Source organism: Streptomyces sp. NPDC012935 (genome assembly GCF_042900345.1).
Classification (GTDB): Bacteria; Actinomycetota; Actinomycetes; order Streptomycetales; family Streptomycetaceae; genus Streptomyces.
In genome coordinates, this window is record NZ_JBIBBC010000001.1 from 546150 (window position 1) to 561713 (window position 15564).

Annotated in this window: 18 protein-coding genes, 1 tRNA gene and 1 pseudogene; 7 read left to right on the forward strand and 13 right to left on the reverse strand. The window is 71.7% G+C overall.

Annotated features, from left to right (window positions below; all coding sequences use genetic code 11):
* Positions 1-178: 178 nt before the first annotated feature.
* From ACFY5C_RS02375 to ACFY5C_RS02400, 6 genes and pseudogenes are all read left to right on the forward strand, one after another.
* The gene (locus ACFY5C_RS02375; protein WP_389439520.1) at positions 179-1081 is read left to right on the forward strand and encodes a hypothetical protein; all 903 of its coding nucleotides are present in this window, start codon (positions 179-181) and stop codon (positions 1079-1081) included.
* A gap of 153 nt (positions 1082-1234) precedes the next feature.
* Positions 1235-2044 (forward strand): SAM-dependent methyltransferase, encoded by an 810-nt coding sequence (locus ACFY5C_RS02380; RefSeq protein ID WP_389439522.1) that lies wholly within the window; start codon positions 1235-1237, stop codon positions 2042-2044.
* A gap of 78 nt (positions 2045-2122) precedes the next feature.
* Entirely contained in the window at positions 2123-3526 is a 1404-nt protein-coding gene (locus ACFY5C_RS02385; protein WP_389439523.1) for a glutamine synthetase, read from the forward strand.
* A gap of 1 nt (position 3527) precedes the next feature.
* A complete protein-coding gene (locus tag ACFY5C_RS02390) occupies positions 3528-4712 on the forward strand; it encodes an amidohydrolase family protein (protein WP_389439525.1) in 1185 nt (394 codons plus the stop codon).
* Positions 4713-4753: 41 nt separating this feature from the next.
* Complete coding sequence (locus ACFY5C_RS02395) at positions 4754-5281, forward strand: NUDIX hydrolase family protein (RefSeq protein ID WP_389440658.1); 528 nt, start codon at positions 4754-4756, stop codon at positions 5279-5281.
* 55 nt (positions 5282-5336) lie between these two features.
* A pseudogene (locus ACFY5C_RS02400) lies at positions 5337-5650 on the forward strand (FAD-dependent oxidoreductase); the annotation flags it as partial.
* A 72-nt stretch (positions 5651-5722) separates the two neighbouring features.
* Here the strand turns inward: ACFY5C_RS02400 and ACFY5C_RS02405 are convergent.
* The 9 genes from ACFY5C_RS02405 to tdh form a co-directional block, all read right to left on the reverse strand.
* A tRNA-Pro gene (locus ACFY5C_RS02405) sits at positions 5723-5796 on the reverse strand.
* A gap of 100 nt (positions 5797-5896) precedes the next feature.
* The gene (locus ACFY5C_RS02410) at positions 5897-7219 is read right to left on the reverse strand and encodes an MFS transporter (protein WP_389439527.1); all 1323 of its coding nucleotides are present in this window, start codon (positions 7217-7219) and stop codon (positions 5897-5899) included.
* Positions 7220-7250: 31 nt separating this feature from the next.
* Entirely contained in the window at positions 7251-7610 is a 360-nt protein-coding gene (locus ACFY5C_RS02415) for an MmcQ/YjbR family DNA-binding protein (protein WP_389439529.1), read from the reverse strand.
* A 69-nt stretch (positions 7611-7679) separates the two neighbouring features.
* The gene (locus tag ACFY5C_RS02420; RefSeq protein ID WP_389439531.1) at positions 7680-8165 is read right to left on the reverse strand and encodes a YfbM family protein; all 486 of its coding nucleotides are present in this window, start codon (positions 8163-8165) and stop codon (positions 7680-7682) included.
* Between the two features lie 107 nt (positions 8166-8272).
* The gene (locus ACFY5C_RS02425; RefSeq protein ID WP_389439533.1) at positions 8273-8785 is read right to left on the reverse strand and encodes a GNAT family N-acetyltransferase; all 513 of its coding nucleotides are present in this window, start codon (positions 8783-8785) and stop codon (positions 8273-8275) included.
* Complete coding sequence (locus ACFY5C_RS02430; protein ID WP_389439535.1) at positions 8782-9369, reverse strand: helix-turn-helix domain-containing protein; 588 nt, start codon at positions 9367-9369, stop codon at positions 8782-8784. The genes ACFY5C_RS02425 and ACFY5C_RS02430 overlap by 4 nt, the downstream gene beginning before the upstream one ends.
* Positions 9370-9415: 46 nt before the next feature.
* A complete protein-coding gene (locus ACFY5C_RS02435) occupies positions 9416-10318 on the reverse strand; it encodes a LysR family transcriptional regulator (RefSeq protein ID WP_389439537.1) in 903 nt (300 codons plus the stop codon).
* Positions 10319-10355: 37 nt separating this feature from the next.
* Positions 10356-11549 (reverse strand): glycine C-acetyltransferase, encoded by a 1194-nt coding sequence (locus tag ACFY5C_RS02440; RefSeq protein ID WP_389439539.1) that lies wholly within the window; start codon positions 11547-11549, stop codon positions 10356-10358.
* A 40-nt stretch (positions 11550-11589) separates the two neighbouring features.
* Positions 11590-12618: an L-threonine 3-dehydrogenase gene (tdh, locus tag ACFY5C_RS02445; protein WP_389439541.1), complete on the reverse strand. Its 1029-nt coding sequence runs from the start codon at positions 12616-12618 to the stop codon at positions 11590-11592.
* 277 nt (positions 12619-12895) lie between these two features.
* Between tdh and ACFY5C_RS02450 the strand changes: the two genes are divergently transcribed.
* Positions 12896-13501 (forward strand): GPP34 family phosphoprotein, encoded by a 606-nt coding sequence (locus tag ACFY5C_RS02450; RefSeq protein WP_389439543.1) that lies wholly within the window; start codon positions 12896-12898, stop codon positions 13499-13501.
* A gap of 24 nt (positions 13502-13525) precedes the next feature.
* On the opposite strand, the gene ACFY5C_RS02455 is transcribed toward ACFY5C_RS02450, so the two are convergent.
* The 4 genes from ACFY5C_RS02455 to ACFY5C_RS02470 all read right to left on the reverse strand — a co-directional run bounded on the left by ACFY5C_RS02455 (position 13526) and on the right by ACFY5C_RS02470 (position 15551).
* Positions 13526-14104, reverse strand: a complete 579-nt coding sequence (locus ACFY5C_RS02455; protein ID WP_389439545.1) for a GAF domain-containing protein — start codon at positions 14102-14104, stop codon at positions 13526-13528.
* A gap of 61 nt (positions 14105-14165) precedes the next feature.
* On the reverse strand, positions 14166-14765 hold the full coding sequence (locus ACFY5C_RS02460; RefSeq protein WP_328420849.1) for an ATP/GTP-binding protein: 600 nt from the start codon (positions 14763-14765) through the stop codon (positions 14166-14168).
* On the reverse strand, positions 14743-15114 hold the full coding sequence (locus ACFY5C_RS02465; protein WP_389439547.1) for a DUF742 domain-containing protein: 372 nt from the start codon (positions 15112-15114) through the stop codon (positions 14743-14745). Before ACFY5C_RS02465 ends, ACFY5C_RS02460 begins: the two co-directional genes overlap by 23 nt.
* Positions 15115-15116: 2 nt before the next feature.
* The gene (locus tag ACFY5C_RS02470) at positions 15117-15551 is read right to left on the reverse strand and encodes a roadblock/LC7 domain-containing protein (RefSeq protein ID WP_328877892.1); all 435 of its coding nucleotides are present in this window, start codon (positions 15549-15551) and stop codon (positions 15117-15119) included.
* Between the last annotated feature and the right edge of the window lie 13 nt (positions 15552-15564).

A 15564-nucleotide genomic window follows, 5' to 3' on the forward strand; every position in this document is an offset into this window, starting at 1 on the left:
GGGCGCGGGGAACCGCGCCCCCAGGTCGCCCTCGGCTGTACGAACGCCGAGGATGGCCCCCGGGTTATGCGCGTAGGCGCCCCCCGGGGCGGTCACTCGAACGGGCTGGTGCCGGTGGTGGGCCGGGGGTTCCGGTGGTGCGCTGAGGACACTCGTCACGCTCTCAGGAGGCACCCCGATGTCCCGTCGCACGCCCCGACTCGTCCGCGTCCTCTCATCGGCCCTGGCGGCAGGAACGCTGCTGGCCACCGCCGCCTGCTCGGACGACGGCGACAAAGACGGCTCGCGGGGCTCGGGCATCACCGCGTCCCCCGCCGCCAGGAAGCAGCCGACCGGCTCCCCCACCACGACCGGCTCCCCCACCGCGACGGGCTCGCCGACCACGACAGGCTCGCCCACCACCACCGGATCTCCCACTGGGGGAGCCGCCCTCACCGAGTCCGGCGCACAGACCGCGCTGATCACCGAGGCGGACATCGAGGACAACTGGACCCAGGTCAAGGACACCGAGGCCGAGAACTGGCACGACAGCCTGCTCATCGGCACGGTGGACGTCTCGGACTTCCTCACCGCCAAGGCCGACGCCGCCGACTGCCAGCGGCTCATGGATTCGCTCTACGACGACGATCTGCTGGGCAAGCCGTCGGGAGCGAACGCGCTGCGCGGCTTCACCCAGGACGACTCGCGGCTGCTGTACCAGGTCGCGTCCTACGACCGCACCGACCCGCAGGACTCGTTGAACTGGATGGCGAAGCTGCCGGACGAGTGCGACCAGTTCACGATGACCGAGAACGGCGAGGAGCGCACCGTCCAGGTCATCGAGACCTCGCTGCCCGCCGTGGGCGACGCCCGCGAGGGCCTGCGCGTGACGGTGCAGGGCACGACCGGCGGCGAGGAGGCCACGCTGACCCTCGACGTCGCCGCCGTACGTGTCGGCAACGACGCGATCACCGTCACGGCGGGCGGCCTCGACGGGGACGAGCACGACTCCGTGGAGCAGGCGGTCAAGCTCGGCACCCAGCGCCTGAACGACGTCCTGGCCGGGAAGTCGCCCGCCTCGAGCCCCAGCGAGATCGAGTAACACGGCCGGCGCATCCCCCCTCTCGCCGTACTGCGGACTGCCGCCCCCAACAGCCCTCCCGGCTCTGCCGATTCCCGGGACAGCGTGATCAACGGAGCGGCACAATGGCGGCGATGGCCGGTTTCGGTCGTTCGTGCGAGGAGAGGACGAGTCGTGAGTGATGGCCACACCCCGTCGGGCGGGTCGGCGAAGCTGAACACCGGTGTGGCGCACAACGCGCGCGTGTGGAACTACTGGATCGGCGGCAAGGACAACTACGAGGTCGACCAGCAGGTCGGCGAGCATGTCGCGGGGATGTTCCCGATCATCCGGGACATCGCCCGCGCGGACCGCGACTTCCTCGGCCGGGCGGTGCGTTGCGTGGCCGAGGAGCAGGGCGTGCGGCAGTTCCTCGACATCGGCACCGGACTGCCGACGGCGGACAACACCCACGAGATCGCCCAGCGCGTCGCGCCCGACTCACGGATCGTGTACGTCGACAACGACCCGATCGTCCTCGTGCACGCCCGCACGCTCCTGACCGGCACGCACGAGGGCGTCACGGCCTACATCGACGCCGATGTGCACGACCCGGACGCCATCGTCGAACGCGCCGCGCAGACCCTGGACTTCACCGAGCCGGTCGCGGTGATGATGCTGGGCATCCTCAACTTCGTCCTGGACTACGACGAGGCCCGCGAAATCGTGCGGCGCGTCCTGGCCGCGGTTCCCTCCGGCAGTCACCTGGTCCTGACGCACCCGACGTTCGACCCGGAGCTCGGCGGCGAGGGCCAGATCCCGGCGATGAAGTTCTGGAACGAGAACGCCACGCCGCCGATCACGGCCCGCAGCGGCACGGACATCGCCGCCTTCTTCGAAGGGCTGGAGCTGCTGGAGCCGGGGATGGTGTCCTGCTCGCAGTGGCGCGCCCCCGACTCTCCCGCTGCGGTGCCGCAGTACGGCGCGGTCGCCGTGAAACCCTGACGCCCAGCAGGGACCACACGTGCCGGAACCGAGCGGCACGAACCGGAACGGACCGGCCGAGCTCGTCGAGGAGACCGTATGACCACCCTTGCCGATCCCGTCCCCGGTGGCCGTCCCGGTGACGTAGAGCGGGCGGGCGCGCTGAGCGGCGAGCTGTCCGGGCGTGGCGTGCACGGGATCGTCCTGGCCTACGTCGACACGGCGGGCATCGCCCGGGTGAAGACGGTCCCGACGGCGCAGCTGGCCTCCGCGGCGGCCTGGGGCGTCGGGATGTCGCCGGTGTTCGACACCTTCCTGGCCGGCGACTCCATCGTCACCACGGACGTCCTCGGCTCCCCGGACGGCGACCTGCGCCTCTACCCCGACCTCGACCTGCTGGTGGAGCTGTCCGCACAGCCCGGCTGGGCGTGGGCGCCGGTCGACCGGATCACGCAGGAGGGCGAGCGGCATCCCGCGTGCAGCCGCACCTTCCTGCGACGGACGGTCCTCGAGGCCGCCGAGCAGCAGGACGTCACGTTCAAGGCGAGCATCGAGATCGAGTGGGCCGTCGCTCAACCCCCGGGGCCCGACGGCGAGTTCGTGCCGGCGGTCACGGGTCCGGCGTACAGCGCGGTCCGCCAGGTCGAGTTGAGCGACTGTGCCGCCGAGCTGCTGGCGGCGCTCGCGCGGCAGGGGGTCGAGGTCGACCAGTTCCATCCGGAGTACGCGGCGGGACAGTTCGAGCTGTCGGTGGCCGCGCTCGATCCGGTGGCGGCGGCGGACCGCAGCGTGCTGGTGCGGCAGACGATCCGGGCGGTGGCCCAGCGCCACGGGCTCGCGGTGTCCTTCGCCCCCGCGGTCCTCGGCCAGGGCGTCGGCAACGGCGGCCACGTCCACCTCTCCGCCTGGCGCGAGGGGATCAATCTCCACGCGGGCGGTGACCGCCGCCACGGCATGCGACCCGAGGCCGAGTCCTTCGCGGCCGGCATCCTCGCCCACCTCCCCGCCCTCACGGCGGTGACCGCGCCGAGCCCGGCGAGTCACCTGCGGCTCAGACCCTCGCAGTGGGCCGGAGTGTTCACCGCGTGGGGCCTGGAGACGCGGGAGGCAGGGCTGCGTGTCGTCACGGGTACGGCAGGCCGTCGCGCCGATGCGGCCAACCTGGAGGTCAAGCCGGTCGACCTGGCCGCCAACCCGTATCTCGCCCTCGGCTGCCTGATCGCCGCCGGGCTGGACGGACTGACGTCGGACGCGCGGCTGCCCGGGGAGATCACCGGCGACCCGGCGCACCTGGACGCTCAGGCGGCGGCTGCCCGAGGTGTCCGCCGGCTGCCGACGTCGCTCGCGGAGGCCGTGCGGGAGTTCCGTACGAACGAGCCGCTGCGGGCCGCGCTGGGCCCCGTCCTCGCCGACGCCGTGATCGCCGTACGGCAGGGCGAGGTCGAGGCCGTCGCCGGTCTGGACGACGACCAGGTGGCGGCGGCGTACCGCTGGAAGTACTGACGTGGGCGCCACCGGGCCGGTCCACGAGGCGCTCGCGGCGCTGCCGCTGGTGGACCACCACTGCCACGGCATCGTCACCGCCGAGCTGGACAGGGACGGCTTCGAATCCCTGCTCACCGAGGGCGACCGCTGGCCCGGCATCTCGTCCTTCGACACCCCGGCCGGTGTGGCCGTACGCCGCCACTGCGCACCCCTGCTGGATCTGCCGCGGCACGCCCCCGCCGACGCGTATCTGGCCCGGCGTGCGGAGCTGGGCCGGCGCGAGGTGGACCGCCGGCTGCTCGCCGCCGCCGGGACGGACGTGTTCTGCGTCGACACCGGCTACACCCCGCAGCGCCTGACCACGCCCCAGGAGCTGGCGGAGGCCGCCGACGCGACCGCGTACGAGGTCGTACGGCTGGAGGCGGTCGCCGAGGCGCTCGCGGCCCGGGGGGTAGAACCGGATGCCTACGCCACCGCCTTCCCCACGGCCGCCGAGGAGGCCGTACGGCGTGAGGGCGTGGTGGCCGTGAAGTCGGTGGCCGCCTACCGGACCGGCTTCGACCTGGACCCGGCGCGCCCCTCGGACGCGCTGGTCACCGCGGCGGCCCGGCAGTGGCTGGCGAGCGGCGGCCGCCTGACCGACCCGGTCCTGGTACGCCATCTGCTGTGGACGGCGGTCGACCTGGGACGCCCCCTCCAGCTCCACACCGGGTTCGGCGACAACGACATCCGCCTGCACCGCGTGGACCCGACCCGCCTGACGGACTGGCTACGCCTGATCAAGGGCACGATTCCGGTGCTGCTCCTGCACTGCTGGCCCTATCAGCGCCAGGCCGCCTACCTGGCGGCGGTCTTCGAGGAGGTGTATCTCGACGTCGGCCTCACCCTGCACCACGTCGGCCCCGCCCGGTCCCGGGCGATCCTGGCGGAGGCGATGGAGATCACTCCCTTCCGCAAGCTGCTGTACGCCTCCGACGCGTATGGTCTGGCGGAGTTCTACCAGCTCGGCGCTCTGGCGTTCCGCCGCGGCCTGGGCGAACTGCTCCAGGACAGGGTGGACGCCGACGAGCTGGGCCTGCCGGACGCGCTGCGGATCGCGGCGTGGGCGGCCGGCGACAACGCCCGCCGCCTCTACGGACTTCCCGCCCCCGAACCCGACCCCGCCCCTGCCCCCGCCCTCGAGCCCCGCCCGCCTCGCGACTGAGCGTTCGCAATCCCGGAAAGTATGATCAAGCAATGTCTGACATGACCGAGACCACGCCCGGCTGGCTGTCCTCCGACGAGCTGGAGTCGGCACGCGCGCGTATGCCGATCCTGTACGTCGAGGCCGTGCCGGTGCGGGTCGACGACAGCGGCGAGGTCACCAGCATCGGCCTGCTGCTGCGCATCGGACCGGACGGAACGGTCAGCCGGACCCTGGTCTCCGGCCGCGTGCTGCACCACGAGCGCGTCCGCGACGCCCTCCTGCGGCACCTGGAGAAGGACCTCGGCCCGGTGGCGCTCCCCCGGGTCCCGACCTCTCTCCAGCCCTTCACCGTCGCGGAGTACTTCCCCACCCAGGGCGTCACGCCGTACCACGACCCGCGCCAGCACGCGGTCTCCCTCGCCTACGTCGTCCCGGTGACCGGCGACTGCCGGCCCCGCCAGGACGCCCTCGACCTGGTCTGGTTCAGCCCGCAGGAGGCTCTGTCCCCGGCGGTGCAGAGCGAGATGCCGGGCGGCCACGGGGTGCTGCTCAAGCAGGCGCTGGCGCATGTGGGCTGCGTGATCTGAACCGCCGGACGGCGGCCTCGTCGCCCGATGATCGACATGATCATCGTGGGCGGCGATCACCGCGCTCGGGGTCCACTACGACTTCGGCGAGGGCCACGAACTGCTCGGCCGACGGCTGCGGGACGTGCAGCTGAAGCAGGGCCGCCTCCATGAACTGATGCGCGGCGGCCGCGGACTCCTGCTCGACCGGACGGGCCGGCTCTCGGTGGCGGGCCGGCGGATCGGATCGACCACGTGGTGGACACCGGCGAGGAACTGGACGTGCCCGCGGTGCTGCTGCGGCCGGACGGCCAGGTGGCCTGGACCGGTCAGGATCAGCGGGACATGCTCGGCCATCTGCCGAGGTGGTTCGGCGCCGCCACCGGCTGAGTGCCCGGTCACCCGGAAGCCAAGCGGAAAAGGGCCCTCACAGGCTCTCGCCTGCGAAGACCCTTCGCACCGTCGGGACGACAGGATTTGAACCTGCGACCCCTTGACCCCCAGTCAAGTGCGCTACCAAGCTGCGCCACGTCCCGGTGCCCGTCTGACCTGGGGTTTCCCCCGGCCGAACGTGCATGGAAACAATACCGCACTCGGGTCGGTGGTCGCGCACGCGTTTCTGCGTGCCCGGCGGCTTCAGGTCCGCTCGGAGCACATGCCCTCGCCTGTCGCGGCCGGGGCTGGAGACGGGGCCGGTCCGACGGTCGTCGGGGTGTCGGCCCGCACCAGGTCACGGATCGGACGAACCGAGAGCAGGGCGGCCACGACGACAAGGCTCACACCTCCGGCGACCAGGAGTACGTGGTCCGTGCCGATGGTGGCCGCGGCCGGGCCCGCCAGGGCCTGGCCGACCGGCATCATCGCCAGGGAGCCCGCCACGTCGTAGGCGTGGATGCGGTTGAGGACGTCGGCCGGGACCTGCGTCTGGACACTGGTCGCCCACATCACGCTCCAGAAGGCCATGCCCGCCCCGGCGACAGCGGCTCCGGCCGCCATGGCCGGAACATCGAGGCCGGCGCCGACCGTCAGGGGGAAACCGGCGAAGGCGAAGAGCGCGATCGCGCCGGCGCGGAGCATACGGCGCGGGCGCAGCCGCAGCGCGAGCAGGCCGCCCACGACGGTGCCCGCGCCGAGGGCGGAGTTGATCAGGCCGTAGGCGCGCGGTCCGTGCTGCTGGACCACCTCCGTCGCCACGAGCGGAACGGTCGGTCCCCACACGGCGATCATGTACACGCACCAGATGGCTATGACGCCCCAGAGCCAGGTGCGAGCCCTGAACTCCCGCCAGCCTTCCGCCAGATCGGCCCGGAAGGCCCTGGCCCCGCGGACTGCGCGGTCGCCAAGCGGGCGGACCGGTGGGGGCAGGCGGAGCAGCAGGAGGCACAGGGCGCTCACCGCGTAGGTGGTCGCGTGGGCCGCGAACACGCCGCCGGGTGACGCGAAACCGACGAGCACACCGGCGAGGGCCGGTCCGGCGAGTTGGGCCACGGCCTCGGCGACGCGTATGGCACCGTTCGCGCCCTGGACGTCGGCTGCGAGCCGGGGCACCGTGCCGGCGACGCCGGGCTGGAACACGGCGCCCGCCGCTCCGTTGACGAAGCCGATCGCGCAGACCTGCCACAGCACGACATGCCCGGAGAAGAAGAGCACGGCGGCCAGTGACTGGGTGCCCAGGCGGACCAGGTCGGCGCCGATCATCAGCTTGCGGGTGCTGAAGCGGTCGGCGATCACCCCGCCGAAGACGATGAGCCCGGCGAAGGCCGCGGACGTCGCGGCCAGGGCGAGGCCGACGGCTCCGGCGCCGTACCCGTGCTGCAGCAGGCCCGCGGCGAGGGCCACCGGCAGCATGGTGTCGCCGAGTTGGGCGACGGCCCGGGCGACGAAGAACAGGCCGAAGTCACGCGACCACACCGGGTGTGATCCAACCCGCCCGTTCATCCGCTTGCGCCTTCCGGTCATGACAGGGTGCACTGGCGACGCCCCACTCGCCTCACTCCCCCGCCGGCAGCCCCAACTCGGGATGTGCCTCCAGCAGGCTCGACGGTGCCGCCTGGCGCCAGGAGTCGGCGAGGATGTCGCGCAGTTCGTCCTCGTCCTCCAGGGCGGTGAGCCACGCCCTCACCCAGGCGAACTGCGCCTCGTGGTCCGCGATCCAGAACTTGTCCGGCTCGGCCAGCACCAGTTCGTCGCGCTCCTCCTTGGGGCAGCGCACGGCGATGGAGGTCTCGTCCTCGGGCAGTGTGGCGAACATCTTGCCCGCGACCCGGAACGTGGGCATGCTCCAGGCGATCTTCTCCGTCGTGTCCGGCAGGGACAGGGCGATACGGCGTACGTCTTCGGCGTCCGGCATGACAGGCACGGTAGCGGCTGCCACTGACAACCACCTGGTGAGCGGACCGGCCCGCCCCAGGGCCGCAGCCTAGAAGCTGAAGTTCATGAAGGCGCCGTGGCCCCGCTCGGCCGCCGCGGCGAAGAACGCGACCAGTTCCCCATAGTGGCGCTCGAGCCAGCCCAGCTCGCCCTCGGGGTCGAACCTCCACACATTGGGGTACACGTCCGCCTCCGTCATCCGCACCGGGTCGTAGTGCGCCGCCAGCTGCTTCCAGGGGGTCGCCCCCAGCTGCCGTGCCAGGTGCGCTATTTGCTCGGCGGTCCAGCCGAACAGGGTTCCGTCCTCCTGGATCATGAATCCGTCCATCAGGAACTCAGGGCCCACCTCCGCCTCGTCGAACAGGAACTGGAGGCCGGCCCATGCCTTGTCCGGCCCGCTGTCCGGGCGGTCCTGCGACGGGTAGACATCACTGTCGTACAGCGAGTCGACGAATTCCTCGGCCCAACTCGGCTCCTTCTCCGCCCTGTCCAGTTCCTCCGTGGTCGCGCTGATGAACGAGATGGTCACACTCATGTCGGGCAATCCCCCTTGGTGCAGGGCCCGTTCGGCCCTCTGGTCGATCAACGACGGTGAGTGTTCCAGGCGGCACTGACAACGGCACCGGCACAGGGGTCGTCCGGTCACACGTGCTTGAAGTAGATCGTCGTGGGCCGCAGCACTCCGGCCGGGCTCGCGGCGTAGTCGGGGATCACCCCGGCCCGGGACCAGCCGGCCGAGGCGTACAGGCGCTCGGCGAGGCTGTCGGTCTCGGTGTCCAGGTGGAGCAGAGTGACGCCGGCGCCGATCGCCGCCGCTTCCGCGATCGACAAGAGCCGGCGGCCAAGGCCCTGTCCCCGCGCCTCCCGGTGCACCATCAGCTTGACCAGCTCGGCCCGGTGGCCACTGTTGGGCTTGTCGGCGAAGGCCAGGCTGACCGTGCCGACCACACGCGCGCCCCGGCATGCCACCCACACCGCCAGCCGCCCGGCGCCGACGGCCACCGCGCGCTCCTGCCACCAGGCCTCGGCCGCCGCACGGTCGAGGGGTGCGAGGAATCCGACGGAGGCGCCGTCGTCCACGGTGTCCACCAGCAGGTCGGCCAAGTCCCCGGCCCGGCCCAGCAGTTGGCCTTCGTCCAGGCGCGTCACGATCACGGCAGCACCACCGCCAGCACGTACCGCACCGGTGCGGGCCCCGCGCACCGGAACCGCGTGGGCCCCCACACCCGCATCCGAAGACAGTCTCCGGCGTCGAGATGGTGCTCGGCATCCTGAACCGTCACGTCGAGCGCCCCCTCCAGCACCCAGATGTGCTGCTCCAGTCCCGGCACGGGCGGCCGGTCGTACGCGATGTCGGCGCCCTCGGTGAGCCGGCCCTCGACGAGTTCGGCGCGCAGCCCGGGGTGCGGCGGCGACACGGACCGTCGTACGAACCCGGAGGAACGGTCCTCCCACACCGGCTGCTCGGCCGCGCGTACCGACAGCGCGGGCTCGGACTCGACCTCGCTGAGCAGCTGGGACATGGTCCGGCCGTAGACGTTGCACAGGCGGTTCAGCAGCGAGGCGGTGGGGCTGATCTCCGCCCGCTCGGCCCGGGACAGGGTCGAGCGGCTGATGCCGCTGCGCTCCGCCAGCTCGCCGAGTGACCAGCCGCGTTCGGCCCGCAGCTCGGCCAGGCGGACACCGAGGCGGGTGTCGACCGTCTCCGGGGTCTCGCCACCGTCTGCCACGTGTTTCATATCCGGTACGCTATCCCAGATATGAAACGACGGCGTTACGGGAGCCTCACTCCCCCGCCACGTCCCCGAGCGCGTCCAGCACCGGCCTGATCAGTGGGTGCTCCTCCGCGCCCCGGCGCACTGCCGCGAACACCCGGCGCGTGGGCGCCACGCCGTCCACGGGGCGTACGACGACCCCCGCGAGGTCCATGCCACGCAGCGCCGAGCGCGGTACGAGCGCCACGCCGGCGTCGGCCGAGGCGAGGGCGACGACCGCGCGGAAGTCGTCCGAGGAGTGTTCGAGGCGGGGCTGGAAACCGGCGTTCTCGCAGGCCAGGACGACCACGTCGTGGCACGGGTTGCCGGGGTACTGGCCGATCCACGAGTCCTTCGCCAGCTCGGCGAGGGGGACCTCGGCCGCGTCGGCCAACCGGTGACTCACCGGGACGACCGCGTCGAAGGGCTCGGCGTACAGGGGTACGTGCGCGAGGCGGGGGTCGTCGGCGGGCGGCGCCCCCCGGTACTCGACGGCCACCGCGATGTCGACTTGCCGGTCCAGCACCATCGGCAGGCTGGCGTCGCCCTCCGCGTCCTGGACGCGGATGCGGATGCCGGGGGACGTCCCGGCGAGACGGGCCACCGCGGGCGCGACGACCAGGGCGATGCCGGTCGCGAAGGAGGCGACCGTGACCGTACCGGCCGCGCCCGAGCTGTACGCCGCGAGCTCGGCCTCCGCCCGCTCCAGCTGGGCGAGGACGGCGTTGGTGTGGCTGAGCAGGATCTCACCGGCCGGGGTCAGCCGTACGCCCTTCGCGCCGCGCTCCACCAGACGGTGACCCGTCTCCTGCTCCAGGGCCGCGAGCTGCTGGGAGACCGCGGAGGGCGTGAGATACAGCGCGGCGGCAGCCGCCGTCACGGTGCGGTGGTCGGCCACCGCACGGAGAATGTGGAGCCGCCGCGCTTCGATCATGAGATCGATTATCGCAAGGTCCGGAGTGGGCCGGACGTCAGCCTTCCAGTTCCGCCCGGGCCGCGACGAAGGCGTCGACGGCACGATTGACGTCGTCCGTCGAGTGCGCGGCGGACAGCTGGACGCGGATGCGGGCCTGACCCTGGGGCACGACCGGGTACGAGAAGCCGATCACGTACACGCCGCGTTCCAGCAGCAGCTCCGCCAGCCGGCCGGCCTTGGACGCGTCGCCGATCATCACGGGCGCGATGGCGTGGTCGCCGGGGAGGATCTCGAAGCCCTCCTCGGTCATCCGGCGGCGGAACAGTGCGGTGTTCTCGGCCAGCCGGACCCGCAGGTCGTCCGCCGACTCCAGCAGGTCGAGGACCTTGAGGGAGGCGGCCGCGATCACCGGGGCCAGGGTGTTGGAGAAGAGGTACGGGCGGGAGCGCTGGCGCAGCAGGGCGACGATCTCGGCGCGGGCCGCGACATAGCCGCCGGACGCGCCGCCGAGGGCCTTGCCGAGGGTGCCGGTGATGATGTCGACGCGGTCCATGACGCCGTGCAGCTCGGGGGTGCCGCGGCCACCGGGGCCGACGAAGCCGACGGCGTGCGAGTCGTCGACCATGACCATGGCGTCGTAGCGGTCGGCGAGGTCGCAGATCTCGCGCAGCGGGGCCACATAGCCGTCCATGGAGAAGACGCCGTCGGTGACGATCAGCCGGCGACGGGCGTCCGACGCATCCTTCAACTGCCGCTCGAGGTCGGCCAGATCGCGGTTGGCGTACCGGAAGCGGCGGGCCTTGGACAGCCGGATGCCGTCGATGATCGACGCGTGGTTGAGGGCGTCGGAGATCACCGCGTCCTCCGGGCCGAGGATCGTCTCGAACACACCGCCGTTGGCGTCGAAGCAGGAGGAGTACAGGATCGTGTCCTCCTGGCCGAGGAACGCGGAGAGCCTTGCCTCCAGTTCCTTGTGCACCTCCTGCGTGCCGCAGATGAAGCGCACCGAGGCCATGCCGTAGCCCCAGCGGTCGAGGGCCTCGTGGGCGGCGGCGATCACCTCGGGGTGGTCGGCGAGGCCGAGGTAGTTGTTGGCGCAGAAGTTGAGGACCTCGCCGGGACGGCCGCCCGCGGCGACGTTCACGGTCGCGGACTGCGGGGTGTCGATGACGCGCTCGGGCTTGTGCAGCCCGGCGGCGCGGATCTCGTCGAGGGTGGCGCGCAGGTCGTCGCGCACGGAGTCGAACATCTCAAAGCTCCTAGAAAAGCAGATGACTTACGCGGGTGGCTTACGCGGTCCAGTCGAGGATGACCTTGCCGCCACGGCCGCTCGCCGCGTCGGCGAACGCCGCCTCGAAGTCGCGGTAGCCGTAACGGCCGGTGATCACGGGGGCAAGGTCGAGGCCGCCTTCCAGGAGCACCGACATCGCGTACCAGGTCTCGAACATCTCACGGCCGTAGATGCCCTTGACAGTGATCATCGAGGTGACGATGCGGGCCCAGTCGACCGGGAACTCCTGCGCCGGCAGGCCGAGCATGGCGATACGGCCGCCGTGCGTCATGTTGGCGATCATGTCGCGCATGGCCTCGGGCCGCCCGGACATCTCCAGGCCGATGTCGAAGCCCTCGCGCAGCCCGAGTTCGCGCTGTCCGTCGGCGATGCTCGCCTCGGACACGTTCAGCGCGAGGCTCACGCCCACCTTGCGGGCCAGCTCCAGCCGTTCCTCGCTCACGTCGGTGATCACGACATTGCGGGCGCCCGCGTGCCGGGCCACGGCCGCCGCCATCAGCCCGATGGGGCCCGCTCCGGTGATCAGGACGTCCTCGCCGACCAGCGGGAACGACAGCGCGGTGTGCACAGCGTTGCCGAACGGGTCGAAGATCGCGGCCACGTCGAGGTCGACCGGTGCGCGGTGCACCCACACGTTGGCGGCGGGCAGGGCGACGTACTCGGCGAAGGCGCCGTCGCGTCCGACACCGAGGCCGACGGTGGCCCGGCACAGATGACGGCGGCCGGCCAGGCAGTTGCGGCACTTGCCGCACACCAGATGGCCCTCACCGCTGACCCGGTCGCCGAGGGCGATGTCGGTGACGTCGCGGCCCGTCTCGACGACCTCGCCGACGAACTCGTGCCCGAGCACGAGCGGGGTGCGGATCGCCTGCTGCGCCCAGCCGTCCCAGGACCGGATGTGCAGGTCGGTGCCGCAGATGCCGGTGCGCAGCACCTTGATCAGTACGTCGCCCGGTCCGACGGCCGGCTCCGGGACGTCCGCGAGCCACAGTCCGGGCTCCGCCTTCTCCTTGACCAGCGCCTTCACGCAACGGCTCCTGACGGTGAGTCCCGGCTGCGGGCATGCCGAAGGCGCCCGCGGCCGGGGAGGGGGGGTGGAATCGCCTAGCAATCTGCCGTACGGCGGCGCCCCGGTCCATCGAGGATTTCTTAAGCAGCGTCACAGCTTTCCTTCACGCCCTGCACTCGCGCCCCCTCAAGCGCTCTGGGCGGCGACAATCGAGGTAGGGCCCGGACCGCCGCCGCTGTCGGTCCCGGTCCCGGTGCTCCCGCCCCGTAGTCGGCCGACTGACTTGGAGTCGCTCATGAACACCGCACGTGACCTCGCGATCGTCGCGCTGGACATGGCGCCCGACCGCCCCGTGGGGCAGGGCGAACTGTCGCTCGCGCTCGCGGCGGCCGAAGTCTTCGACCTCATCGAGGCCGGGGCCCTCGTCCTCGACGACGAACGCATCACGCCGAGCGCGCAGGCTCCGACGGGCGACCGGCTGCTGGACGAGGCCGCCTCGTCACTCGTACGGCAGGAGCCCTACGAGTCGGTCGAGGACTGGCTGTGGCGCCGGGGGCGCGGACTGTCCTCGGCCTATGTCGCGGATCTGGAGAGCATGGGGCTCACCGCCCGGCCGCGGGCCCACCGCATCTCGCTGCGGGCCGGGCGGTCGGTGCCGGTCGACTCGGCGGCCCGGCAGCAGGCCGAGGAGCGCTGGACGTCGGGCGAGCCCGTCCTGGCGGCGCTGGCTGCCGCCGCCGGGTTGCACGACATGCCGGACGACGGCCCGGACGACCTCACCGACGAGACGGTCACGACCGTCCTCGCCGCCGCTGGCAACGCGGTCGTGGAGCTGGAGGCCGTACGGCAACGGCGGGCGATCGAGGACGCAGCGTTCGACAACGTGTGGCGCGGCTTCTAGCCGCCGCTCCCGGGCCCGGAGCAGTCACAGCAGGGGAAGCCCGTCGGCCTCCCGCCGCTCCAGCCGGGTGACCAGGTCCGCCGCCGACGCCTTGATGGTCTCCAGTCCCGCTCTCCCCCACGGCCGCGGCTCCACGTCGACGACGCACACAGTGCCGATCACCATCCCCGTGCTGTCGATGAGCGGTGCGCCCAGATAGGAGCGGATGCCGAACTCGTCCACGATCGGGTTCCCGGCGAACCGCGGATAGTCGCAGACGTCCTCCAGGACCAGCGCCTTGCGTCGGACGACCACATGGGGGCAGAACCCATGGTCGCGCTCCATATGGCGGCCCAGCTGGGGCTTGCTGTCGTTGGCGCGGGCGAGGTTCACGGCGTGGCGCACATGCAGGCCGGCGAAGAACTGACGGTTCTCGCCGATGAAGTTGACCATGGCGTACGGCGCCCCGGTGAGCTCGGCCAGATGGTCCGCGAAGACGTCGAGGGCCGGATCGGGGTGTTCCCCCAGGCCCATGCGAAGCAGCCGCTGCGTGCGGGCGGGGGCCTCCTTGTCCTCGGGGGTGAGCAGCAGGCGAGCGACCGGGTGCGGTGGGCCGTGGCTCATGGGCGGATTCCGTCGCTGTGGGCGTACGTCATATGCGGCTCCGTGCTGGTGTGTGCGGATGTCACATGTGGGCGCCGTGGCTCGGCGCAGGTGCCGGCGCGTGAGCGATGAGGTGCCGGACCAGGGTCAGCAGCGTCTGGACGCCGGAGCTGGAGATCCGCGCGTCGCAACGGACGACGGGAACCTGGGGGTCGAGGTCGATCGCGGCTCGGACCTCCTCCGGGTCGTACCGGTAGCCGCCGTCGAACTCGTTGATCGCGACGATGAATCCGAGGCCCCGCTGTTCGAAGAAGTCGACGGCGGCAAAGCATTCCTCCAGTCGCCGGGTGTCGGCGAGGATGACCGCGCCGAGCGCACCCTCGGAGAGTTCGTCCCACATGAACCAGAACCGCTCCTGTCCGGGCGTGCCGAACAGGTACAGGACGTGTTCCGGATCGAGCGTGATGCGGCCGAAGTCCATGGCCACCGTCGTCTCGACCTTGTTCTCGATCCCTTCGAGGCTGTCGGTCGCGGCGCTGACCGTGGTGAGCAGCTCCTCCGTACTGAGCGGCGCGATCTCGCTCACCGCGCCGACGAATGTCGTCTTGCCTACCCCGAACCCTCCCGCCACCAAGATCTTCAGCGCGGTGGGGAAGGGATCAGAGCTGTCGTCGTAGTCCATCGAGCACTGCCTCCAGAAGGGCCCGGTCAGTCGGGTTGTGGTGGAACTCGGGGGGCTTGGTGGTGACCGCCCCGCAGTCGACGAGGTCCGACAGCAGCACCTTGGTGACCACCGCCGGCAGCTTCAGATGGGCGGCGACCTCGGCGACCGACACCGGGCCGCGGCACAGGTCGAGCGCCTGCTCGTGCTCGGGGCCCAGGTAGCCGAGGGGGGTCGCCCCGGTGGCCATGACCTGCGACATGAGGTCGAGCGCGACGGTGGGCCGGGTGCGGCCGTTGCTGACCGTGAAAGGGCGCACCAGCCGTCCGGCCGCGTCGTCGAGCCAGGGCCCGTCGCCGGCCGCCGTCATGTTCAAGGCCTCAGCGCCGAGGGTTCGACAGAGTGCTGCCGGGGAGCGGTGACCAGGTAGGGGCGGACGCTCTTGACGAGCATCGCCATCTCGTAGCCCAGCACGGCCGCGTCGGCCTCGCGGCCGGCCAGCACCGCAAGACAGGTGCCGGAGCCGGCCGTGGTGACGAAGAGCAGGGTCGAGTCGAGTTCGACGACGACCTGGCGCACCTCTCCGCCGTCGCCGAAGCGGACGCCGGCGCTCCGGCCGAGGGAGTACAGGCCGGAGGCCAGGGCGGCCATGTGGTCCGCGCTGTCCGGGTCGAGGCCGTGAACCGACTTCACGAGCCCGTCGCAGGAGAGGAGGACCGCACTGGTGGTGTGCGGTACGCGCTGCACGAGGCCGCTCATCAGCCAGTCGAGATCGGACACATGGGCGGTCTGCGCTTCGCTCGCCATGATGGATCGACTC

Coding starts and splice junctions, on each gene's coding strand:
- ACFY5C_RS02395 (WP_389440658.1), top strand. CDS start 4,754: ATGACCGAGACCACGCCCGGCTGGCTGTCCTCCGACGAGCTGGAGTCG.
- ACFY5C_RS02455 (WP_389439545.1), bottom strand. CDS start 14,104: ATGAGCCACGGCCCACCGCACCCGGTCGCTCGCCTGCTGCTCACCCCC.
- ACFY5C_RS02450 (WP_389439543.1), top strand. CDS start 12,896: ATGAACACCGCACGTGACCTCGCGATCGTCGCGCTGGACATGGCGCCC.
- ACFY5C_RS02385 (WP_389439523.1), top strand. CDS start 2,123: ATGACCACCCTTGCCGATCCCGTCCCCGGTGGCCGTCCCGGTGACGTA.
- ACFY5C_RS02435 (WP_389439537.1), bottom strand. CDS start 10,318: ATGATCGAAGCGCGGCGGCTCCACATTCTCCGTGCGGTGGCCGACCAC.
- ACFY5C_RS02430 (WP_389439535.1), bottom strand. CDS start 9,369: ATGAAACACGTGGCAGACGGTGGCGAGACCCCGGAGACGGTCGACACC.
- ACFY5C_RS02420 (WP_389439531.1), bottom strand. CDS start 8,165: ATGAGTGTGACCATCTCGTTCATCAGCGCGACCACGGAGGAACTGGAC.
- ACFY5C_RS02465 (WP_389439547.1), bottom strand. CDS start 15,114: ATGACGGCGGCCGGCGACGGGCCCTGGCTCGACGACGCGGCCGGACGG.
- ACFY5C_RS02440 (WP_389439539.1), bottom strand. CDS start 11,549: ATGTTCGACTCCGTGCGCGACGACCTGCGCGCCACCCTCGACGAGATC.
- ACFY5C_RS02460 (WP_328420849.1), bottom strand. CDS start 14,765: ATGGACTACGACGACAGCTCTGATCCCTTCCCCACCGCGCTGAAGATC.
- ACFY5C_RS02375 (WP_389439520.1), top strand. CDS start 179: ATGTCCCGTCGCACGCCCCGACTCGTCCGCGTCCTCTCATCGGCCCTG.
- ACFY5C_RS02470 (WP_328877892.1), bottom strand. CDS start 15,551: ATGGCGAGCGAAGCGCAGACCGCCCATGTGTCCGATCTCGACTGGCTG.
- ACFY5C_RS02410 (WP_389439527.1), bottom strand. CDS start 7,219: ATGACCGGAAGGCGCAAGCGGATGAACGGGCGGGTTGGATCACACCCG.
- ACFY5C_RS02415 (WP_389439529.1), bottom strand. CDS start 7,610: ATGCCGGACGCCGAAGACGTACGCCGTATCGCCCTGTCCCTGCCGGAC.